The following is an 18,464-nucleotide window of genomic DNA, read 5'->3' as shown; positions in this document are numbered from 1 at the left end:
TTTTGGGCGGTACCTTGTTTGAAAGAAATTATCGTGTTATTTACCCCTTTAATCCTGGTTCAGTTTGAGGGCTCCCTGAAGCATCGCCTGTCTGATCACGGACCTGCACCGAGTATAATTCCAGCGGCCTGCCGGGGAGCGGAACTGGGAATAAATAAGTTGGAGGGAAGGACCTATAGTTCATAGGGCTACTCATACTAATGAACCATCGCTTATATACTTGAATTTAGCTGTAGTAATCCGTCATTCATATGCCCTGGTTCGCTTCTCAAGTACATGGGTCACGAATTTTACATGCATCATGTCCTCGAGATCGCTTCTCGAGGACATATCTGATTTAATATACCGGATTTATGTCTTCGAGATCGCTTCTCGAGGACATATCTGACTAATATACCGGATTCATGTCTTCGAGATCGCTTCTCGAGGACATATCTGATCTAATGTACCAGATATATGTCTTCGAGATCGCTTTTTAAATACATGAATCATGGATTTTTTCGGCAATGAACCCGCCTAAAGAAAATCCCCTAAAAATCGTTGGAATGGAGATACCGATACAGCAACTGCTGTCAGCCTAAAGATCCACCGCGGTAACATCCCTGATTTCTTCCAGTCTGATCAGTGCTTCTTTTTCCTTATTCTCCAGGTATTTATCTACGGTGAGCATCATGATGGCATTTCCGCCGACATCTGAGCGGTCTACTTGCATAGTGGCAATATTTACATCATGCTGTGCGAGCAGGTTTCCCATTTTCCCGATTACCCCAGGCTGGTCTTTATGATGGATGACAACGATATGTCCTTTTGGCGTTACATCCACGCTATAATCATCAATTTCCACTATGCGCGGACCGAGTCCATTGAGTAATGTGCCGGAAACACTGCGCGTGCCTGATTTTGTTTCCACTTCTACCGTGAGCAAATTGGTAAACCCTCTTGCTTTGGATGTCTTGTTTTCATGGATGGTTATGCCTTTTTTATCGGCAAGATAAAAGGCGTTTACATCATTAACATGTGTCCCGAGGTGGCGTGTCAGTAAACCTTTAATCGTGTTTCTGGTGATTGGTGCTATTTCTACCCCGGAAAGGTCTCCTGAATAATAAATATTTATTTTTTCGGCTACATCATTGGATAGATAGCTTAAAAAGATTCCAAGTTTTTCTGCTAAGTTAAAATATGGTTCAATCTTTCCAAGTGCTTCACTGGAAACGGATGGCAGATTGACCGGGTTTTTGACCGAACCTTTGGCAAGAAAGCTAATGACATCTTCTGAAACGTCGATGGCGACATTTTCCTGTGCTTCCACTGTACTTGCACCTAAGTGAGGGGTGGCGATTACTTCAGGCAAATCAAGCAGCTTATGATCATAAAAAGGTTCTTCCTCAAACACATCCAATGCAGCACCGGCTACCTTCTTGGAAATAATGGCATCATATAACGCATTTTCTTCAATAATCCCGCCCCTGGCGCAATTGACTATATGTATACCGGGTTTCATCATGTTAAAAGCATCCGCATTAATTAAATGTTTTGTTTCTTTTAATAATGGCGTATGGACGGTAATAAAATCTGCCTTTTGGATTACTTCTTCAAAACTGCCGTAATCTATTCCTAGATTTTCGGCTTTTTCTTCGGTAAGGAAAGGGTCATATGCAATAACTTTCATGCGCTGTCCTTTTGCTCTGTGGGCAACCTCTGCCCCAATTCTGCCGAGCCCCACAATACCAAGCGTTTTATTCTTTAGTTCAACACCAACATATTTTTTTCGTTCCCATTGCTGATTTTTCAGGGATTGATAGGCTTGGGGAATCCTTCTTGACAAAGACATAAGCATTGCCATTGTGTGCTCGGCTGCTGAATTCGTATTCCCGTTGGGTGCATTTACAACGATAATGCCTCGTTCAGTTGCTGCATCAAGGTCGATATTATCTACACCAACACCTGCTCTTCCAATGATTTTCAGCTGTTTTGCCTGGTTAATAATTTCCCGGGTTACTTTTGTTTGGCTTCTTACCAGCAACGCATCTGCATCCGCAATCTTCGTTTTAAGCTCCTCCCCGGAAAGCTCTGTAGCCACGTCAATATCAACGGATGGCTCGTTCCGTAAGGGTTTTATCCCTTCCTCGCTGAGGGGGTCGGTTATTAATACGCGAAAAGCCATTATTGCACCTCCGATAGTGAATAGTTCATATATAATTTCTGGGCAGCTTGTACGCCCTTTCCAAGCTCAATTTTTTCCCCTATTTTACTTAATCCTATTTCAATCAGGCTAATGGTCTGCAATATATCAGCTGGAGAACAATAACCCATGTGGCCGATGCGAAATATTTTTCCTTTCAGGTGGTTTTGCCCCCCGGCAATGGAAAGTCCAAATTCTTTTTTCAGGATCGCTCTAAGGTCATCTGCTTTAAAATCTTCGGGCTGCATCGCTGTAACTGTTGGCGAGGCTGCTTTATCCGTTGTCAGCAGCGGGATATGGTGTTCCAGAAATCCCGCTCTTACCATATGCATCATTAACTGGTGACGTGAAAAAACTTCCGGCAAACCTTCCTCATGTATTTGTTTTAACGCTTCCTCCAAACCGAATAACAAGGAAATAGGCGGTGTAAACGGTGTTGAATCATTATCCAAATTATCCCGGTATTTTTTCATGTCCAGGTAGAAACGGGGTTGTTGATTTTGGTTTATTACTTTCCAGGCACGTTTGCTTGCAGCAATAAAGGCAAGTCCCGGCGGCAGCATCATTGCTTTTTGTGAACCGGTGACCAATAGATCAATGCCCCATGCATCCATTTTTGCTTCAACTGCCCCCAGGCATGAAACTCCGTCAACAATAAACAAAGCCTCCGAATGATTATGTACGGTCTCAGCAAGCGCATCCACCGGATTTAATACACCTGTGGAGGTTTCACAGTAAGTGGCAAATACTGCCTTAATGCTGCTGTGATTTTCCAGAAAGTTTTTCACTTCGTCCGGATCCGCTGCATCTCCCCATTCTATTTCCAAACGATGGGTTGTTATTTCGTATGCTTCACAAATTTTTGCAAATCTGTCGCCAAAGGAGCCGGTAATAATAACTAAAACTTCGTCTCCTGGTTTCACAGTATTTACCACTGCTGTTTCCAAAGCAGCTGTACCGCTTCCGGCAATAATCATAACCTCTTCTTCTGTCCCGAATATCGGTTTAAGCTTTGGTTTGATCTGCTCTATCAGCTCTTTCGTATCCTGGTCCCTGTGACCAATCATCTGCTGTGACATAGCCCGCTGCACACTTGGAGGAATAGGGGTGGGACCCGGAATTCTTAGGATCTGTTGTTCTTTCAGCACTATCATGACTCCCTTCAATAATTTATCAAAAGCCGAACATTAACTTAAAAAATGTTTTTAATGTTTGTTTATTAGTTATTTAATATTAATCAGCATAGCAAATTCTATGCAAATGTCAACGCATTTACACAGTTAAAATAAATTAAATTATATCATGAAAAACCTCACTTTAGAAAATAAGTGAGGTTTTTCTCTCCAATTTTTATATTATTTACAGTAAGTTTACTCGCGCTGAATCATGTTCTCCCTCATGGAGACTGCATTGGAAGTACTGTCATTTCCCATTTTCAATTCATTGTCTGCAATAACAACAATTTCTCCGTTTTCAATTGCTTCCATAAGCTTGTCCGCCTGTTTGCCGGAAATGTTTTCATTTGTCAGCTTTTCATAAAGGGTAGCGTGAGAATTTTTGTCATTCGAAAATAAGCGCTGTATCTTTTCCACAAATTTTGGCTGATTTTGTTTACTGTCAGTCTCGCTTTCCACATTTACGTCCGTATGTTTAATTAAATCTTCTGCGTAATCTTCGTGGGCAAATAAGGAAATGTTGCTGGATTTATAGCCTTTTAACTGCAGGGCGGTCACCATATTAATTACTTCATCTCTTGATTCATAAGGACCGAAAACTTCATTTCCCATCTTTGACACCTCCCGTAATATAGAAGAATATATATGGCTTTTCCCGCTAAGGGGTAATTTTAAACGGTTGCCTTTCAGTTCATAATTAGACATGGAAGTGGTTATCTTGGTAAAGTGAACAGTATGATATTCTGCTGGGTATTTTCTTATGAAAGGCCAGCATATAGTGGGGAGAAGGTTATGTATAAAAACTCAGAGAAATTTTTAACGGCTTTTACAAAAATAGAGAAGCAATTAAAATCACGATTGAACAATCGAAGGGACATCGGGTTTGCCAGATCGGTAAAAATACTCCGGAGTTCGAATGCCATTGTAAGACGTTACAGCGAGGATTTATTATCTTTTGCCGAGCTGCGGAATGCCATTGTACATAATAAAATTGATATGGCCTATGCTATCGCTGAACCGCATGATTCTATTGTGGAACGAATTCAGCGGATTGAAAAAGAATTGACGCACCCGACATTGGTCGGTTCCGTTTTTTCCAAAGAAGTATTCACCTTTCAGGAAACTGATTCTCTCGCGGATATGCTGATGATGTTCCGGGAAAAAGATCTGTCTAAATTTCCTATTTATGAGAAAAATATATTTAAGGGCCTGCTTACCCAAAAAGGGATAGCAAAATGGCTGGCAAATAATGAAGGGGATCCCCGCCTTGCCAGTAAAACATTGATCAGGGAAGTGCTTCCTTTTGAGGGGGAAGAAAATTATAAATTTATCGCAAATAAAGCTTCTGTTTATCGGGCGGTAGAGATCTTCAGGGAGCAGATAGGCAGAGGTAAACGGCTGGAAGCATTATTAATTACGAAAACCGGCACGCCGCAGGAAAGGCTGACTGGGATCATCACTGCATGGGATATCCTGGATGCAAATTAACATACTGGTTTTATTGAGGAGGTTACATAATGAACAACAGAAGATGGGTAGCCCTGGCTATAGCGGTTGGGCTGTTCCTGATTTCGATCGTATTTCGATTTACGGCAAATATGGCAACAACGGATTTTGAGGAAGCATTTGGTTTCTGGGACAGACCGTTTGACGAGAATGTCATCGAGGAAGGAAATTTTAATGAAAAAATTGCAGTTCTTCATGTGGAAGGAGTGATCCAGGATGTGTCCACAAATGAACTTTTATCCTCCACCGCCTATAACCACAAAGGGTTCCTTGAGATGCTCCGGCATGCTGCAATGGACAATACAGTAGAAGGCATTATCCTGCGGGTAAATACACCTGGCGGGGGTGTAGTGGAAAGTGCCGAAATACATGATCAGATTGCAGAAATACAAGAGGAATATGAAAAGCCTGTCTACATTTCAATGGGCAATACAGCAGCATCCGGCGGGTACTATATTTCTGCCCCGGCGGATAAGATTGTCGCACATCCGGCGACTGTAACCGGTTCAATCGGGGTTATTATGGAAAGCATAAATTTTAGCGAGCTGGCCGACGATCTCGGCATTGATTTCAATACAATTAAAAGCGGGGAATATAAGGATATTATGTCTGCAACCCGTGATATGACCGAAGAGGAATTTGAGATTTTACAGACGATTATTGATGAAATGTATGATGATTTTGTACAGGTTATTGCAGATGGACGCGGAATGGATGAAGATGAGGTTCGAAATCTGGGAGATGGCCGGGTGTATACCGGACAACAGGCATACGAAAACGGGCTGGTAGATGATTTAGGTTCCATGGATGACACAATTTCCATGCTCCGCGATGATTATGATCTGCAGCAGGCTTCAGTCATTGAATACGAGGCAAATGCCGGCTTCAGCCAGTATTTGATGGGAACAATACAAAGCACATTCGGTTCACCAGATGTGAACATCCTTGGATTACAAGAACTATTCAGACAATCCAATGCACCGAGTGCCATGTATTTATACACGAAATAGGAGATGGTTCTGATGAGTGAAGAACAAGAAGTATATACAACCAATGACGAACCAGGGACAAAACCAAAATTTGCCGGCTTTTGGATGAGATTTTGGGCATATTTGGCTGATTTGCTAGTTGTTTTTAGTATAAATGGTATCCTGCTTAGCCCGCTTCGTTTTATGAATGATGGTCTCCCTATGGAAATAGGTTACTGGACAGCAGCAGGGATTGCCGGATCCGTTATTTTCTATTTGTATTTCCTGCTGATGACACGCTTTTATTCCCGGACGCTGGGAAAAATGATTTTTGGGTTAAAAGTGGTACGTGAGGATTTATCGGCATTAAACTGGAGTGATCTTTTGTTCAGGGAGGTTGTCGGCAGATTTCTTCATCGTGTTTTTTCCTTCACTTTCCTGCTTTATGTAATAGTCGGATTTACCTCCCAGAAGCAGGGAGTACATGACATGATAGGAAATACAAGGGTAATATTCGACGATTAACAGGGGTCAGATTCTTTATAGGATCTGCCCCTTAATTTTTTTATTTATCTGAGAAAAATCAGGATGCAGTTTCGTATTTTGCTATAGAATAGGCTTGTATTGGGAGAAAATATGGATTAAACTAAAAAGAAGAAATATTCAGCAAGCAACTCATCTTAAAATGTCATTTGAGGAGTGGAGAAAATGAAGGCGGAAACAAATGTACATGATGAACTGGAAAAAATGCTGGTGCGTACAAGACGCAGTACACTGGGAGATTTGCTTGTGAGAACGAGGGAACGAATGCCGGAAAAAGCAGCTGTAGTATATGAATCACAAAGGTTAAATTATGCAGAGTTAGATGATTTGGTAAACCAGACGGCACATGCTTTTTTGGCCGATGGGATGAAAAAAGGGGACATGATTATCGTAATGTCCAAAAACAGTCTAGATTTTATCGTGGTAAATTTTGCCCTTGCCAGAATTGGTGCAGTGATGATTCCGATTAACTATATGCTTTCTGCAGAAGATGTGCAATATATTCTGGAACATGCGGAAGCCAGCGGATTTATTGCTTCAGAGGAATATGCCCGGGTCCTTGATAAATCAGCGGGCCGATTAGAGATAAAATTCCGTTATTTAATGGATGTTCTCGGCACGTTTGAAGGCGAGTTATCAGCATGGACCCCATTATCCATGGCACGTGAAGGCCAGCCGGCAGATTTTGTGGATGCAGATATTGAAGATGATGATTTGGCACATGTCCTTTATACGAGCGGGACGGAATCCCGGCCAAAGGGGGTAATGCTTTCCCATAAGAGCCTTATCAGTGAGTATGTGAGCTGTATTGTAGACGGTAAAATGGAATCCCGGGATATTGCCATTCATGCGCTGCCGCTCTATCATAGTGCACAGCTGCATGTATTTCTCGGACCAAGTATTTATGTAGGGGCAAGTGGAATTGTGCTGGGTACTTCAAGTCCGGAGATTATTTTAAAAACGATTGAAGAAGAAGGGGCAACGCAGCTGTTTGCACCGCCGACCGTCTGGATTGCCCTGTTAAGGCATGAAGATTTTGATAGGCGTGACTTATCCAGCTTGGAAAAATGTTATTATGGTGCTGCAATTATGCCCAGGGAAATTTTAAAGGAACTTTCCGAGCGGCTGCCCAATGCCAGGTTTTGGAACTTTTATGGTCAAACGGAAGTAGCTCCACTCGCAACTGCACTGCAGCCGGAGGATCAATTGCGAAAGCTCGGTTCAGCAGGAACGCCGTCACTGAATGTACAAACAAAAATTGTTGATGAAGAAGGAAAAGAGATAAGTCGCGGCGAAATTGGCGAAATTGTACACCGTACCCCTCACGCAATGAAAGGGTATTTACATGATCCGGATAAAACAGCTGAAGCTTTTAAAGGCGGCTGGTTCCACAGTGGAGATCTTGGGGTGAAGGATGAAGAAGGCTATATTACTATTGTTGACCGCAAAAAGGATATGATTAATACCGGCGGTGTCAATGTGTCGAGCAGAGAGGTGGAGGAGACGCTTTACCAATTGGATGGTGTTTCGGAAGCAGCTGTAATCAGTATTCCTGATGCCTATTGGATTGAGGCGGTATCAGCCGTTATTGTTCCGAAGCAAGGAGCGAATTTATCTAAAGAGGAGGTAGAAGAATTCTGCCGGGCGAGACTTTCAAAATTTAAAGTTCCCAAATATATTGACTTTACCGATGAATTGCCGAAAAATCCAAGTGGAAAGGTGTTAAAACGGTCGCTGAGGGATAAATATGAGAAATTTTGGACATGAACAAGGTGAAAAGGCACTGTGCTCCGGCACGGTGCTTTTATCTTCTGTAAATTTTACAGGAATAGAAAATTGACAACTTGCAACACTAGTACTGGAGGTGTTGGCAATGAGTAAAAGGAAAAACCAGTACAGCAAACGAAGAGATGTTACGAGCATAAACCCGCAAGGATTGTCTGAAGATGCCTCAGATCAGCAGCCAAAATCCCAGCTGGAACAGCGGGCAAAAAAGAAGAATACAAAGATATAAGAAGGTGAATCTAATCGATCCTACTTTAAAATATTTATCCGAAGCTTTGTCAAATTACAGGGATAACGAACTATGTCAAAATATCATGGGAAAACTGGAAAGAGGCAATTACGCAAGTGAAGAATTATTTGTAAAAGAGCTGGATGAAGAAGAAGCCACCTATTTAAACGATGTGCTGGAAAATGAACTGGCTTATGCAAAAAGAGTGCAATATGTCCAAAGGGTAAAAGAACTGACAGAAGTATACGAGTTATTATTCTAAAATCAGACATAAAATTAGGATATTATTCCCATTGCAAAATGGGAGTGAAAGGTTTAATATATAATTATAAATACAAGCTGCAATGTTCGTATTTCACTTAAGTTTTAACCTCTAACGAGATAATAGGGAGTTTTACATTGAAACTCTAATGTCGGGCCGTCAATGTGCAGCGGAAGACAGGAAAGTTTCTGCAGACACCCACCTGGTGATATGGTGGTTAAAAACTTGTTATCTTAAATACGGCAATTGTGGCCTGTATATACATAACGATAGAAACCGGTTTCTTAGAGGGAACTGGTTTTTTTGTATTTTAGAATCAGATGTCCCGCCATATAAGTAAATGATGTCTCTTCCGATTAAAAAATGGTATTATCTTCATTCTGGCCGGAATGTTACGCTTAATTTAAGGGAGGTAATGGTATGGCTTTTCAATATGAAGCATTGGATCATGTGCAATTGGCATCACCCTTAGATAGTGAGGAGGAAGCCCGTCATTTTTACCGGGATAAGCTCGGGTTTGAGGAAATAGAAAAACCGGAGACGTTGAAGAAAAATGGGGGAGTATGGTTTCAGGCCGGAGCTGTCCATATCCACATTGGGACAGAATCCCCTTTTGCCCCCGCAAAGAAAGCACATCCGGCAATCCGTGTGAAAAATCTGGAAGCATTAAAGGTGCAATTACAGAAGGAAGACATAAATTTTCAAGTTGATGATCGCCTTCCGGGGGCGCACCGTTTTTATGTTGCAGATCCATTCGGGAACAGAATTGAATTTCTTGAGTGGCAATAGGTACGGCTGTAACTCCCCAAGAATTCAAAGTGACAGGCACTGCCGGCTATTCGACGAAATCAGGGGAATGACCACAATTTTCGGTGAGACTGGTTTTTAGCGCGGCTCATACACCAGATAAACTTGAGTTTATGCCGGCAGTGTTACATATTTTCTTCTCTTGCCGTTGGGAATAGCTTTTCATCCTCTCGCTTGTTTCATAAATTTCGTCCTCCTTCATCCCGTAATTTACACGTTAGAATTAATTTTACGATGGATAAGGTTTTGTTTCCCCATAAGTATGGTAAAATGGATATTGCTTTTATAACGTTTATAATAGTTAATAATTTCATTGCAACGAGGAGATGCAGTCATGAGTAAGGTGAAAATAGAAAATCCGGAACAAATAAACAAGCTTCCCATCGTTGCTGTACTTATCACAGGTGCATTTTTAGCCATCTTAAATCAGACATTGCTTGCCACTGCCATTCCCCATATTATGGCAGATCTAAATTTAACAGAGAATACGGCACAGTGGGTAACCACTGTTTTTATGCTGGTGAATGGAATTATGATTCCTATTACTGCTTTTTTGATAGAAACATTTACATCGAGAAAGTTATTTTTAACGGCGATGAGCATATTCGCATTTGGGACGCTGGTATGTGCGTTTGCCCCGGACTTTACAATGCTAATGATTGGACGGGTTATTCAGGCTTCCGGTGCAGGAATTATGATGCCGTTAATGATGACGATATTTTTATTGATTTTTCCTGTGGAAAAAAGAGGGACAGCGATGGGCACAGTCGGTCTTGTGATTGGCTTCGCACCGGCATTGGGTCCGGTTATTTCCGGGTGGCTGGTTGAACAATACCCGTGGCGGTCACTATTTTATGTAGTGCTTCCATTTGCAATTTTAAATATAGTCATAGCTTACTTTGTTATGAAGAATGTTACGGAACAAACCTACCCAAAAGTGGACGCCATATCTATCATTCTATCAACTTTGGGGTTCGGCGGGTTGTTGTATGGGTTCAGCTCGGCGGGAAACGTTGGCTGGTCAAACTTCACTGTGCTGACTGCGCTGTCTGCAGGAGCCATTGCGCTTACAGCTTTCATTCTTCGCCAACTGAAGCTGAAACAGCCTATTCTGGAATTTCGTGTCTTTCAAAATAAAATATTCACGATCAGCACGATTATTGGAATGATAGCTTTTATAGGATTAATCGGCGCGGAAACGATTTTGCCTATATATATGCAGAACATGGCGGGTTATACTGCACTGGAAGCGGGTCTAATGGTGCTCCCGGGAGCATTAATTATGGGATTTATGTCTCCTGTTAACGGAAGGATTTTTGATAAATTCGGTGCCAGATATCTGGTCATTACAGGATTAACTTTATTAACAATTACTTCTTTTCTATATACCAATTTAACACCGGAGACATCCCTCGGTTTTATTACAACTGTTTTTGCCATTCGCATGTTTGGCATCTCCATGGTAATGATGCCTGCCACTACAGCGGGACTAAATCAGCTGCCAAGAAAATTAATCCCGCACGGCTCCGCCATGACAAATACAATGAGGCAGGTGGCAGCTTCGATTGGAACTGCCATATTAATTACAGTGATGACTGCAGCTGCATTGAATACAGGCCCGGACGCTGCGCCGGCTGAATTAATTCATGGTGTCAATGTATCTTTTTATATTACGGCAGGACTATCACTTGCGGGACTGATCCTGGCTTTCTATATCAAAGGGACGAGACCAGCATGGCAGCCGGGAAACAAGGTAACAGAACATAAAGCACGATGATTTACAAGGGTGTTCCAAGTGTTTTGGAGCCCCCATATTTTTTATATGTGATTATTTTATCCTGTAAGTTCATGATTTTAGTAAATCCATTTATAAAAATCTAAATTGAAGACGATGGAGAAGCAATCTCAAGAACTTACCTCTTAAACTCGAACCGTGCAAATAAAAGGAAGGAATGGTGACTTGTAATTGTCACGATTGAAATACAGGAATTTTTGAATGAAGATCGAATTACTTTAAAAGAGGCATAATAAGACTGTTGGGGGTACATTATGACTGCAATGATCAAAGCGAAGCATACCTTAATTGATGAAACTACTATTAGAGAATTGCTGCAGCATTATGAACTAAAGACGATTAAACAATGCCGATTTCTAACAAGGGGGCTGAATGATACATATTATATACAAGACGAAAATAATGCTTATATTTTCAGGGTGTACCGTCATAAATGGCGGGATAAATCAGCGATTTTATTTGAGGTGGATGCACTAAACCATTTAAAAGAAAAAAATTATCCCATTTCCTTTCCGCTTAAAAAGAAGGACGGTTCCTATCTTTGTAAAATAAAAGCGCCGGAAGGATTACGGTATGGCGTGTTATTTTCTTACGCAAATGGGGAACGACCTAGAGTAATACAGATAACTCCCATCTGATGGGAAAGTCGCTTGGAAAAATGCACGTACAAATGGATTCATTTCAAACGCAGCAAACTCGAGGATTTCAAATTGATGAAGCATATTTGCTGGATCAACCGGCTTCATTCATAACACCTGTACTGTACACATATTTTGATAAAGACGCAGTAAAGACATTCGAAGATACCATCGAAAATATTAAAAAGGTGTTGGCTGAAAAGGATTTGGAAATTGGTTTTTGCCACGGAGATTTTCATAATCATCATATGCATATCCATCACAATAAACTGAAGATATTTGGATTTGATCGCAGTGCTGTTGGATATCGTGCTTATGATATTGCAGTATCCTGGTGGAATTTGATTACCAATTATAAAAATGATGAAAAAAGATGCTGGGAAGCATTTATGCAGGGGTATCTGAATGAGCGGGATTTAAAAAAAGACGATTTTGGCGTTTTGCCTTTCTTGATTACAGCAAGAAGGATTTGGCTCATTGGCACAATGCTGGAAAATGAAGATGTCTGGGGAAGAAACTGGATAAATAAACAGGCACTGGAGTTATTTTTGCTGCAGGTTAAAACAGATCATGTAACGGGTAATTAGGAGTGTGGTGGTGATGGAAATGTCAGCAGGGCTTTTTTTCTATGCCGGTTTTTTGTTCCTTACTTTACTTACAGCTATTGTAAGTAATTTTAAGAACAAGTTAATTCCATTTGCTTATATTACAATCATTGTTTCTCTTGCTGTGCCCCTGATAAATTTAATATTCATCGGCGGTAAACCTGCAAATATATCAGGTGTGTCCTATCTCTTACAGGAATTTTTGAACAGGAATTTGTGGGCGGTGCTCATTGGATTGATGTATATCTATTTGACCGCCTGGGCAGTGTTATTTATTTATACACTTCATGGGGAAAATTTCAAAAAGTGGTATGGCTTTATGTTGGAAAAAGGAAAAGAGTTATGGATGACGATTTTAGGAAAAATAAAAGAATCAGGCAGGCAGAAAGAACAGAAAACGGAAAAATAATGACCGGGAAAACTTAAAATATGGTAATTATTTACTTGCAGTTTGAGGAATGTTTTTATAAAGTAGTGAATAGAATGACATTGGTGCGTAGGTGAGCCGCAAGCTGTCACTTGCGACTCCGACAGATACCTTTAAGATGCGGCGGCCTTTTATTGGATAAAAAGTAATTTCCCGTTCCGACAATCAGCAGGGCGATTTACTTTTTTCCACGGGTATCAACAATCAACAGCACAAGTGTGGCAAACATAAACATGAGGTGCATCGTCGTGTCAATTGGAATCACAATTTTCACCCTTTCATGAGGGGTTTTTCAGCCGCCAATAAAAGAGTGCTTTACAGCTTTAACCGAAGCTCATCCCAGGGTAGCCTGTCATAATCAGTATACTACAAAAATTAACGTTAATGTGGTAATTTTTAGAAAATAGTACATTGTTCATAGCTTTCAGATATATAACTGAAACTATATTACTGTAAACCATATGAATATAGTAGTATGCTATTCCAAGACAAATGCAGCAGGATATGCTTCTTATTGCCTATGTAAAATTAAGGAATATAAATATGCCTTGTGTGGTCATGTTTATATTTGCGGTAAAATTCCACCATCGTCCGGATTGTGTCTTTAAAATCCGGACAGATAATTCCTGACCCGGCCAAATCTGAAGCAGCCAGCGACACATCATAGGAAGAATGGACAGTAAAATAATCCATGGCTTCTTTTTCCACCTTTAGCCACTTTCGTAAAGCCGGTATGGACAGCAGCATTTTTGCCGTTTGGGATGGAATTGTAAATTTTGGCGTTTTTCCTAAATAAGCTTCCGAAAGCATTTGTTGCAGTTCTTTCATTGTATATGGGTTTGGGTCTGTCAGATGATAGGTTTTCTTTTCCCCCACCGGTGAAAATGACAGGAAGCTTGCTGCTTTTAACACATAATCCTGCGGGACAAAATTCCCTTCAGCCGTTCCTTTACTGAAATAGGGAATTGTTGGCAGACTGCTTAGCCGTTCCAGTAAATTCAGCATGAAATATATTCCGTCAAACTTAGTCGTTTCTCCGGTGATGGAATGTCCTCGTACAACACCCGGCCGAATGATGGTAGTCGGTATATACGGCTTTAGATTCTCGACAAGTATTTCTGCTTCATATTTTGAGTGCTCGTAGTGATTTCTGAATGTCTGCCCCTTTACTAACTCCTGTTCATAGATCCTTCCTTCTCTGGTGCCTGATACATAAGCCGTACTGAAATAAATGTATCTTTCCAGATTCTTTAGAGATGCAGCCCATTTATTCACCTTCTCTGTCCCGTTAATGTTAACGTGAAATGCAAGTTCTTTATCTGCTCCCAGATCATATATGGCAGCCAGGTGAAAAACATGTGTCACGCTGGTTATTAACTTTTCATTTATTTCCGGATGCAAATCCAGATTTTCCTTTGTAATATCCCCGGTTATAATGGTGAAAGCTTCCTCGCTTAATTCGCTTTGTTTTACTGCATAGGCAACTTTTTCAGCCGCCGAATGTTTTTGATCCGGCAGCACGAGTAAATATACGTGCTCTATTTCCTTTTCATCAAGCAGAACCTGTTTTAGTAAATTTTCAGCAAGATAACCTGGATATCCTGTAAAAAATAAGGTTTTCATTGAATCGCCACCTCCATAAATAGTTAATGGTTTTATTATAACGTATTTCACAAACGATGCAGCTTAAGAATGGAAATGGATTTGTAACGCTTGCATCCGATCTTTTATTTTCGTATAATAATCTCTAATATTTACTTGCAAAAAAGTGATGAAGAGGAAAAGTAGGGTTCCGTTATTTTCTGCAGAGAGCTTCGGCCGGTGAAAAGAAGCAAAATACGAATCTGAACAATGGCCTCTGAGCTCCGTGCTGAACGTATGATATACTAGTAGGTTCCGGCGGGTTTGGCATACGTTATTCTTGCCACAGTATAAAAAACGGAAAATGTTTTTCGTACTTGCAGAGTCTGTATGTGTGAGCATGCAGTGAAGTAAGGTGGAACCGCGTAAATTCAACCACGTCCTTACCGTTATTCGGTAATGGCGTGGTTTTTTTGCATGCAGGAAGCATGAAACTTCTTACATGCATATGTGCAAGAGCCTTTATAACCGCCGTTTCTTGTGCCTATGCTTGCGGTGTTGAGGTTATCACTTAAAGGCTTGGTTAAGCAGGCTTTACTAATAAATAGGAGGGTTCAATATGAAGAGAAATCTGGTTTTGCAGACTGATTTTGGACTTAGTGACGGTGCTGTGAGTGCCATGTATGGGGTAGCTATTTCTGTAGATCCCGATTTGCGTATCTTTGACCTGACACACGATATACCAAATTATAATATCTGGGAAGCATCTTACCGGTTATTTCAAACGATCACGTACTGGCCGGAAGAGACGGTGTTTATTTCCGTTGTGGACCCCGGAGTGGGAACAGAGCGCCTGAGTCTGGTGGCAAAAACGGCAGATAATCAGTATATTGTCACACCTGATAATGGAACATTAACCCATATTAAAGATCATATTGGCATTGTGGAAGTGCGTATGATAGATGAGAGGTTAAATCGCCTCCCAAAGTCGGGTGAATCGTATACTTTTCATGGAAGGGATGTGTATGCCTATACTGGGGCAAGATTGGCTGCAGGAGTTATATCCTTTGAGGACGTCGGCCCGCTCGTAGAAGCCGATCAAATTATCGCTCTTTCTAAACCGGATGCCATTTTGGAGGGGGAAGTGATTTCCGGTCATATTGATATTTTGGATATCCGTTTTGGCAACCTGTGGACGAATATTAACCGGGAGTTATTTAAGCAAGCAGCGATAGAATATGGGGATACGCTGGAAGTCACGATTATTCATAATAATCAGCAGGTGTATAAAAATCATATTAACTACGTCCGTTCCTTTGCAGAAAGCCGGCTGGGAGAGCCGCTTCTTTATGTAAACTCCCTGGATAATATTGGTGTGGCACTAAATCAGGGATCTTTTGCGAATGCCTATCATATTCGGACAGGGAGTAATTGGGGAATAAGCATTTGCAAAGCGGAAGGAAAATAGGATCCATTTGAGCGACAGAAGCATTGCTGTGATTGAAAAAAATATAAAACGAATATGAACCCTGGCAAACCCCGCGTGGCAAGCAGGTTAATATTGCGAGAATAAAAGTGAAACCGGCGAATGTAATACAAAGCCGTATATGGGCACCATCAAAACACGGGGTGGAAGCATTCGTACAAAGCGATAGTATTATTAAAAGGGAAGTAGGGGTCATCAGTTCAACAAGAGGGGCAGCAAATATTTACAGGCAGATCCAGCGAGGCATTAATAACCCTTCTGTTGTCATTATATTGTTAAACTTAGGGCACGCATGACATTCATTCATCAAGTATACTGGGTTTATGGATAAGTATTAAAAAGAAGGTGTACACGATGCTTGATATTATACTTGATGAATTTCACTTTTCCACGATGTGGAATGGCGGTATTTTTTTATTTTTGATTTTTGGATTAATTATATATTTCTTTCTATTGCCTGAGGATGACAAATTTTCGATGAAAAAAGCAGTTCTTTTTGTAGCGGGCACCATCGCATTATTTGCAGCCCTTGGGAGTCCATTAAATATTATTGGCAGGATTCAGTTCAGCACACATATTATTCAACTTATTTTATTGCTGATCGCCGCCCCGCCGCTGCTGATTTTGGGATTCAAAAATAAGATTTTTGAAAAAGTAAAATCAGTCTCTTTTTTGGATAAAACTTTTCACTTTCTGACCAGACCAATGACAGCAACGATCTTGTTTCAGGGTTTATTTTACGGCTATCATATCCCAATTATCTTTAATTTTGCCCGAATGGATCTTTATTTGAATTACTTTTTTCTGTTGGCAGTTTTTATAGCGGCAATATTAATGTGGATTCCTATTATTTCGCAAAATATATTATCCAAACAGAAAAAAATCATTTATATTTTGATGAATAGTCTGCTGCTCGTGCCGTATAGCCTTATTCTAATTTTAGCAGGAGAAGCACTATACGTTATTTATACCGATGTTGATTTATTTGTCTCTTCCCTGGCAGCCTGTTTTCCTGATTTGGATTCCGTTCCGGATGACTTTTTTGCTGCCCTGCTGCCATTTGAGCCGGTGCATGAACAGAAGGTTGGCGGATGGTATTGGCTGGGAGGTCAATTAATTATATTTGCACTTTCCATCTTGCTGTTATCATTAAAAAAAACACCTGCAAAATAACTTTTGGGATTATTTGCGGCTTTCTTTTTCAATTATGGGAAAAGAAAGCCATTTTTACACCTTAAGAAAGTTTTAGCTATAAAGCCGATTGAAGAATATTAAGATGCGTAAGTCCTAATCACAGGAAAAACTAACACATTTACTGCGATTTTTCCTGAAAGAAAAAAAGGATTTGTTAACATGTACCATGGAGAACATGTGCTTAATTTTTGTATAATAGATTAAGAGAATGTAAGAGGGGGCAGTAATGTGAAGAAAAAAAGATGGATAAAAATAGGAATCGGACTGCTTTCCGTCCTTTTAATTATAGATATTATCGCAAGCTTTTATTTTTATAACTTAGCCATTGAGCGGAACGTGAAGGATTTTTTATCGGATAACTCCGATTTGGAGGTTTCTGCGGAGGCGATGGATGTTTTTATAGATGGCGGCTGGCGTGAATGGGCGGATAATCAGGATTTTGAGCAATGGGAATTGACTTCTTATGATGATTTAAAACTGCAGGGGTACTATCTGGAGGCGGAGGAGCCAACGAATAAAACGGCTGTTTTTGCCCATGGGTATCTTGGGCGTGCAAGCGATATGGCCTTATATGGACAATATTATTACGAAGAGCTTGGGTATAATATTTTAACTGCAGATATGCGTGGTCATGGCCAAAGTGAAGGCGACTATATCGGTTTCGGCTGGCACGACCGGCTGGATTATTTGGATTGGATTGATCTTGTGCTGGAAAAACAGGGTAAAGATACGGAGATCGTCCTGCATGGCTTGTCCATGGGGGCTGCCGCAGTGTTGATGGTCAGCGGGGAAGATCTTCCCGGAAATGTTAAAGCCGTGATTGCAGACAGTCCTTATGCGAGTGTATATGAATTGTTTGACTATCAGCTTGACCGGATGTTTCATTTACCATCCTTCCCTGTACTGCCAAGCACAAGCCTGGTTACTCAAATGCGTGCCGGGTATTCATTGACAGAAGCTTCGGCAATGGATCAGGTAAAGAAGGCGGAAGTTCCTATACTCTATATTCACGGAAAAGAGGATACGTTTGTTCCGACAGCCATGACAAAAGAATTATATGAAAATACGAAAAGTGAATCAGAAATTCATCTGTTTGATAATGCCGGCCATGGAGAAGCTTACGTCACACAGGAAGACAGATATACAGAAAAATTGAATGCTTTTCTTGAAAAATATATGAACTAGGAAAATGGACTGCCCTGTATGTTTAAAAGAATAGGCAGTCCTATTCTATTTTTTTGTACAGGAGTTCTATAATATATGGAGGATCGGGTAAGAGGT

Annotated in this window: 19 protein-coding genes, 1 other RNA gene and 1 other annotated feature; of the genes, 16 read left to right on the top strand and 4 right to left on the bottom strand. The window is 40.7% G+C overall.

Annotated elements, in window-relative coordinates; translation table 11 throughout:
• Window positions 1–577 precede the first annotated feature (577 nt).
• The 3 genes from serA to GHD25_RS08760 form a co-directional block, all read right to left on the bottom strand.
• The gene (gene serA / locus GHD25_RS08770; RefSeq protein ID WP_164216010.1) at window positions 578–2,164 is read right to left on the bottom strand and encodes a phosphoglycerate dehydrogenase; all 1,587 of its coding nucleotides are present in this window, start codon (window positions 2,162–2,164) and stop codon (window positions 578–580) included.
• Window positions 2,164–3,330 carry a pyridoxal-phosphate-dependent aminotransferase family protein gene (locus GHD25_RS08765; protein WP_164216009.1) on the bottom strand — a complete coding sequence of 389 codons (1,167 nt, stop codon included), beginning with the start codon at window positions 3,328–3,330 and terminating at the stop codon, window positions 2,164–2,166. Before GHD25_RS08765 ends, serA begins: the two co-directional genes overlap by 1 nt.
• Before the next feature lie 222 nt (window positions 3,331–3,552).
• Complete coding sequence (locus GHD25_RS08760) at window positions 3,553–3,969, bottom strand: general stress protein (RefSeq protein ID WP_164216008.1); 417 nt, start codon at window positions 3,967–3,969, stop codon at window positions 3,553–3,555.
• Between the two features lie 180 nt (window positions 3,970–4,149).
• Between GHD25_RS08760 and GHD25_RS08755 the strand changes: the two genes are divergently transcribed.
• The 12 genes from GHD25_RS08755 to GHD25_RS08700 all read left to right on the top strand — a co-directional run bounded on the left by GHD25_RS08755 (window position 4,150) and on the right by GHD25_RS08700 (window position 12,904).
• Window positions 4,150–4,845, top strand: a complete 696-nt coding sequence (locus tag GHD25_RS08755; RefSeq protein WP_164216007.1) for a CBS domain-containing protein — start codon at window positions 4,150–4,152, stop codon at window positions 4,843–4,845.
• Between the two features lie 29 nt (window positions 4,846–4,874).
• Window positions 4,875–5,873, top strand: a complete 999-nt coding sequence (gene sppA, locus GHD25_RS08750; protein WP_164216006.1) for a signal peptide peptidase SppA — start codon at window positions 4,875–4,877, stop codon at window positions 5,871–5,873.
• Window positions 5,874–5,885: 12 nt separating this feature from the next.
• On the top strand, window positions 5,886–6,356 hold the full coding sequence (locus tag GHD25_RS08745; protein ID WP_164216005.1) for an RDD family protein: 471 nt from the start codon (window positions 5,886–5,888) through the stop codon (window positions 6,354–6,356).
• A 183-nt stretch (window positions 6,357–6,539) separates the two neighbouring features.
• Complete coding sequence (locus GHD25_RS08740; RefSeq protein ID WP_240452281.1) at window positions 6,540–8,141, top strand: acyl-CoA synthetase; 1,602 nt, start codon at window positions 6,540–6,542, stop codon at window positions 8,139–8,141.
• Between the two features lie 106 nt (window positions 8,142–8,247).
• A complete protein-coding gene (gene sspL, locus GHD25_RS08735) occupies window positions 8,248–8,388 on the top strand; it encodes a small, acid-soluble spore protein L (protein ID WP_164216004.1) in 141 nt (46 codons plus the stop codon).
• 4 nt (window positions 8,389–8,392) lie between these two features.
• Window positions 8,393–8,650 carry a sporulation protein gene (locus GHD25_RS08730; protein ID WP_462943523.1) on the top strand — a complete coding sequence of 86 codons (258 nt, stop codon included), beginning with the start codon at window positions 8,393–8,395 and terminating at the stop codon, window positions 8,648–8,650.
• Between the two features lie 71 nt (window positions 8,651–8,721).
• Window positions 8,722–8,909, top strand: a non-coding RNA gene (gene ssrS / locus GHD25_RS08725) — 6S RNA.
• Between the two features lie 161 nt (window positions 8,910–9,070).
• The gene (locus GHD25_RS08720) at window positions 9,071–9,439 is read left to right on the top strand and encodes a VOC family protein (RefSeq protein WP_164216003.1); all 369 of its coding nucleotides are present in this window, start codon (window positions 9,071–9,073) and stop codon (window positions 9,437–9,439) included.
• A 352-nt stretch (window positions 9,440–9,791) separates the two neighbouring features.
• Window positions 9,792–11,234: an MDR family MFS transporter gene (locus tag GHD25_RS08715; protein ID WP_164216002.1), complete on the top strand. Its 1,443-nt coding sequence runs from the start codon at window positions 9,792–9,794 to the stop codon at window positions 11,232–11,234.
• A gap of 272 nt (window positions 11,235–11,506) precedes the next feature.
• Window positions 11,507–11,890 (top strand): protein kinase family protein, encoded by a 384-nt coding sequence (locus GHD25_RS08710; RefSeq protein ID WP_164216001.1) that lies wholly within the window; start codon window positions 11,507–11,509, stop codon window positions 11,888–11,890.
• A gap of 32 nt (window positions 11,891–11,922) precedes the next feature.
• Entirely contained in the window at window positions 11,923–12,477 is a 555-nt protein-coding gene (locus GHD25_RS08705) for a phosphotransferase (protein WP_240452280.1), read from the top strand.
• A gap of 10 nt (window positions 12,478–12,487) precedes the next feature.
• Window positions 12,488–12,904: a hypothetical protein gene (locus GHD25_RS08700; RefSeq protein WP_164215999.1), complete on the top strand. Its 417-nt coding sequence runs from the start codon at window positions 12,488–12,490 to the stop codon at window positions 12,902–12,904.
• 546 nt (window positions 12,905–13,450) lie between these two features.
• Here GHD25_RS08700 and GHD25_RS08695 read toward each other — a convergent pair.
• Entirely contained in the window at window positions 13,451–14,545 is a 1,095-nt protein-coding gene (locus tag GHD25_RS08695; RefSeq protein ID WP_164215998.1) for an SDR family oxidoreductase, read from the bottom strand.
• A gap of 139 nt (window positions 14,546–14,684) precedes the next feature.
• Window positions 14,685–14,951 (top strand) — a binding site (T-box leader).
• A 171-nt stretch (window positions 14,952–15,122) separates the two neighbouring features.
• On the opposite strand from GHD25_RS08695, the gene GHD25_RS08690 reads away from it, so the two are divergent.
• The 4 genes from GHD25_RS08690 to GHD25_RS08675 all read left to right on the top strand — a co-directional run bounded on the left by GHD25_RS08690 (window position 15,123) and on the right by GHD25_RS08675 (window position 18,368).
• Entirely contained in the window at window positions 15,123–15,971 is an 849-nt protein-coding gene (locus tag GHD25_RS08690) for an SAM hydrolase/SAM-dependent halogenase family protein (RefSeq protein WP_164215997.1), read from the top strand.
• A gap of 107 nt (window positions 15,972–16,078) precedes the next feature.
• Window positions 16,079–16,285, top strand: a complete 207-nt coding sequence (locus GHD25_RS08685) for a hypothetical protein (RefSeq protein WP_164215996.1) — start codon at window positions 16,079–16,081, stop codon at window positions 16,283–16,285.
• Window positions 16,286–16,343: 58 nt separating this feature from the next.
• Entirely contained in the window at window positions 16,344–17,162 is an 819-nt protein-coding gene (locus GHD25_RS08680) for a cytochrome c oxidase assembly protein (protein WP_164215995.1), read from the top strand.
• A gap of 249 nt (window positions 17,163–17,411) precedes the next feature.
• On the top strand, window positions 17,412–18,368 hold the full coding sequence (locus GHD25_RS08675) for an alpha/beta hydrolase (protein ID WP_164215994.1): 957 nt from the start codon (window positions 17,412–17,414) through the stop codon (window positions 18,366–18,368).
• Window positions 18,369–18,464 lie beyond the last annotated feature (96 nt).

Source organism: Virgibacillus aidingensis, from assembly GCF_010994035.1.
Classification (GTDB): domain Bacteria; phylum Bacillota; class Bacilli; order Bacillales; family Amphibacillaceae; genus Virgibacillus_N.
This window is presented reverse-complemented; position numbering and strand designations above follow the sequence as displayed.